The following is a 3,055-nucleotide window of genomic DNA, read 5'->3' as shown; positions in this document are numbered from 1 at the left end:
TCGGCGGGTGCGGGTGAGTGGGGGTTGTTCGCGCAGTTCCCCGCGCCCCTGAAGGCTTGGGCCTGCGGCCCGGCCTTCAGCGGGATGGCGCCGTTGAAAAGCACGGGGCGTAGCCCCGGTCGCTCTTCAGGGGCGCGGGGAACTGCGCGAGTAACCACAATGCACCCACACCCACCCACGCATCCCGCACCCCCGAGCAACCAGGCGCCCGGCCCTCACCCTCACGTGCCGTAGAACAAGTCCTCCACCACCGCCCGAGCCCGCCGCGTAGTCCTGCGGTAGTCGTCGAGCATGTCTCCCACATGACCCGGCCCATACCCCAGGTAACGCCCCACCGCGGCCACCTCACGGCTGTCGGAGGGGAACGTGTCGCCGGCCCGCCCCCGCACCAGCATGACCGCGTTGCGGACGCGGGTCGCGAGGACCCACGCCTCGTCGAGGGTCGCCGCCTCCTCGTCCGTGACGAGTCCCGCCTCCCGCGCGGCGCGCAGCGCGGCCCGCGTACGGGTCGTGCGCAGGCCCGGCTCGCGCCGCCCGTGGCGGAGCTGGAGGAGCTGGACGGTCCACTCGACGTCGGAGAGACCGCCGCGGCCGAGCTTGGTGTGGAGGGTCGGGTCGGCGCCGCGCGGCAGCCGCTCCGACTCCATGCGGGCCTTGAGCCGGCGGATCTCGCGGACCGCGTCCTCCGCGAGTCCGTCCGCCGGATAGCGGAGCGGGTCGATGAGGTCGACGAAGCGGCGGCCGAGATCCTCGTCCCCGGCGACCGGCTCGGCCCGCAGCAGGGCGTGGGACTCCCAGACCAGGGACCACCGGCGGTAGTACGCCTCGTAGGACTTCAGGGTCCGGACGAGGGGGCCCGACTTGCCCTCGGGGCGCAGGTCGGCGTCGATGAGGAGCGGCGGGTCGGCGCTGGGGAGCTGGAGCAGGCGCCGCATCTCCGCGACGACCGTGTTCGCGGCGCGGGCCGCCTCCTGCTCGTCGGCGCCCTCCCGCGGCTCGTGGACGAACAGGACGTCGGCGTCGGAGCCGTAGCCCAGTTCGTGGCCGCCGAAGCGGCCCATGCCGATGACGGCGAACCGGGTGGGCAGGGTGTCGCCCCAGCCCTCGCGGACGACGGCGCGCAGGGTGCCGGCGAGGGTCGCCGCGGTGAGGTCGGAGACCGCGCCGCCGACGAGGTCGACCAGCGCGCCCTGGTCGGCGGTGGCCGGGGACGCCTCGGTGCCGTAGGAGCCGACGATGTCCGCGGCGGCCGTACGGAAGAGTTCGCGGCGCCGTACGCCGCGTGCGGCCGTGACGCCCTGGGCGGCGCCGTCGGCGCGGCGGACGGCGGCGAGGATCTCCTGTTCGAGGTGGGGGCGGCCGCGGGGTTCGAGCCCGCCGGTGCCGCCGTCGCCGTCGCCGAGGAGGGCGACGGCCTCGGGGGCGCGCATGAGGAGGTCGGGGGCGAGGCGCCCGGCGGACAGGACCCGGGCGAGGTTCTCGGCGGCGGCGCCCTCGTCGCGCAACAGCCGCAGATACCAGGGGGTCTTGCCGAGGGCGTCGGAGACCTTGCGGAAGTTGAGGAGTCCGGCGTCCGGGTCGGCGGAGTCGGCGAACCAGCCCAACAGGACGGGCAGGAGGGTGCGTTGGATGGCGGCCTTGCGGGTGACGCCGGAGGCCAGGGCCTCCAGGTGGCGCAGGGCGGAGGCCGGGTCGGCGTAGCCGAGGGCGACGAGCCGTTCGCGGGCCGCGTCGGCACTCAACCTGGCCTCTCCGGGCGCGAGTTGGGCGACGGCGTCGAGGAGGGGACGGTAGAACAGCTTCTCGTGCAGGCGTCGTACGACGGCCGCGTGGCGCCGCCACTCGCGGTGCAGGTCGGCGACCGGCTCGGCGCGCAGGCCCAGCGAGCGGCCGATGCGCCGCAGGTCGTTCTCGTCCTCGGGGACGAGGTGGGTGCGGCGCAGCCGGTAGAGCTGGATGCGGTGCTCCATGGAGCGCAGGAAGCGGTAGGCGGCGTCGAGTTGGGCGGCGTCGACGCGGCCCACGTATCCACCTGCGGCGAGGGCGCCCAGCGCGTCGAGTGTGGTGCCGCTGCGCAGCGAGGTGTCGGCGCGCCCGTGGACCAGCTGGAGCAGCTGCACGGCGAACTCGACGTCCCGCAGACCGCCCGGTCCCAGCTTCAGCTGGCGGTCGATCTCGGCGGCCGGGATGTTCTCGACGACCCGGCGGCGCATGCGCTGCACGTCGGCGACGAAGTTCTCCCGTTCGGCGGCCTTCCACACGAGGGGTTCGAGCGCGGCGACGTACTGCTCACCCAGGTCGAGGTCGCCGGCCACCGGGCGGGCCTTCAGCAGGGCCTGGAACTCCCAGGTCTTCGCCCACCGCTGGTAGTACGCGAGGTGGCTGCTGAGTGTCCGTACGAGCGGGCCGTTACGGCCCTCCGGCCGCAGGTTGGCGTCGACGGGCCAGATGCTGCCCTCGACGGTCGTCTCGGAGCAGATCCGCATCATGTGCGAGGCGAGCCGGGTGGCCGCGCGGACGGCCGCCTGCTCGTCGGCGCCGTCGGCGGTCTCCCCGACGAAGATGACGTCGACGTCGGAGACGTAGTTCAGCTCGTGGCCGCCGCACTTGCCCATCGCGATCACCGCGAGCCGGCACAGCGCCGCGTCCTCGGGGGCGGCCGCGCTCGCTATGGCGAGGGCCGCGCGGAGGGTGGCGGTGGCGAGGTCGGCGAGTTCGGCGGCGGCCTGGGCGACATCGGTGGTGCCGCACACGTCACGGGCGGCGATCGACAGCAGGCAGCGGCGGTAGGCGACCCGGAGGGAGACGGGGTCGGTGGCCTCGGCGAGGCCGCGTTCGAACTCCGCGACCCCCGGATGCAGGTCCTGCGGTTCGTACGTGACGAGCGCCTGCCAGTCGTGGGGGTGCCGTGCGAGGTGCTCGCCCAGTGCGGCGGACGCGCCGAGCACTCCCAGCAGCCGGTCCCGCAGCGGCTTCGCCGCGGTCAGCGTGTCCAGCACCTTGCGCCGGTCCGTGTGGTCCGGCTGCCCTTCCAGCAGCCGGACCACACGGACCG

At 74.5% G+C, this 3,055-nt stretch carries 1 protein-coding gene; it reads right to left on the bottom strand.

Annotation, left to right across the window (positions count from 1 at the left end; translation table 11 throughout):
- Positions 1-221 precede the first annotated feature (221 nt).
- Positions 222-3,055, bottom strand: a 2,834-nt coding sequence (locus AOK15_RS40775; protein ID WP_055524260.1) for a bifunctional [glutamine synthetase] adenylyltransferase/[glutamine synthetase]-adenylyl-L-tyrosine phosphorylase, incomplete at its 5' end; no start/stop codon positions are given.

Source organism: Streptomyces ossamyceticus, assembly GCF_001418475.1.
In the GTDB taxonomy this organism is placed as follows: Bacteria; Actinomycetota; Actinomycetes; order Streptomycetales; family Streptomycetaceae; genus Streptomyces; species Streptomyces ossamyceticus.
This window is presented reverse-complemented; position numbering and strand designations above follow the sequence as displayed.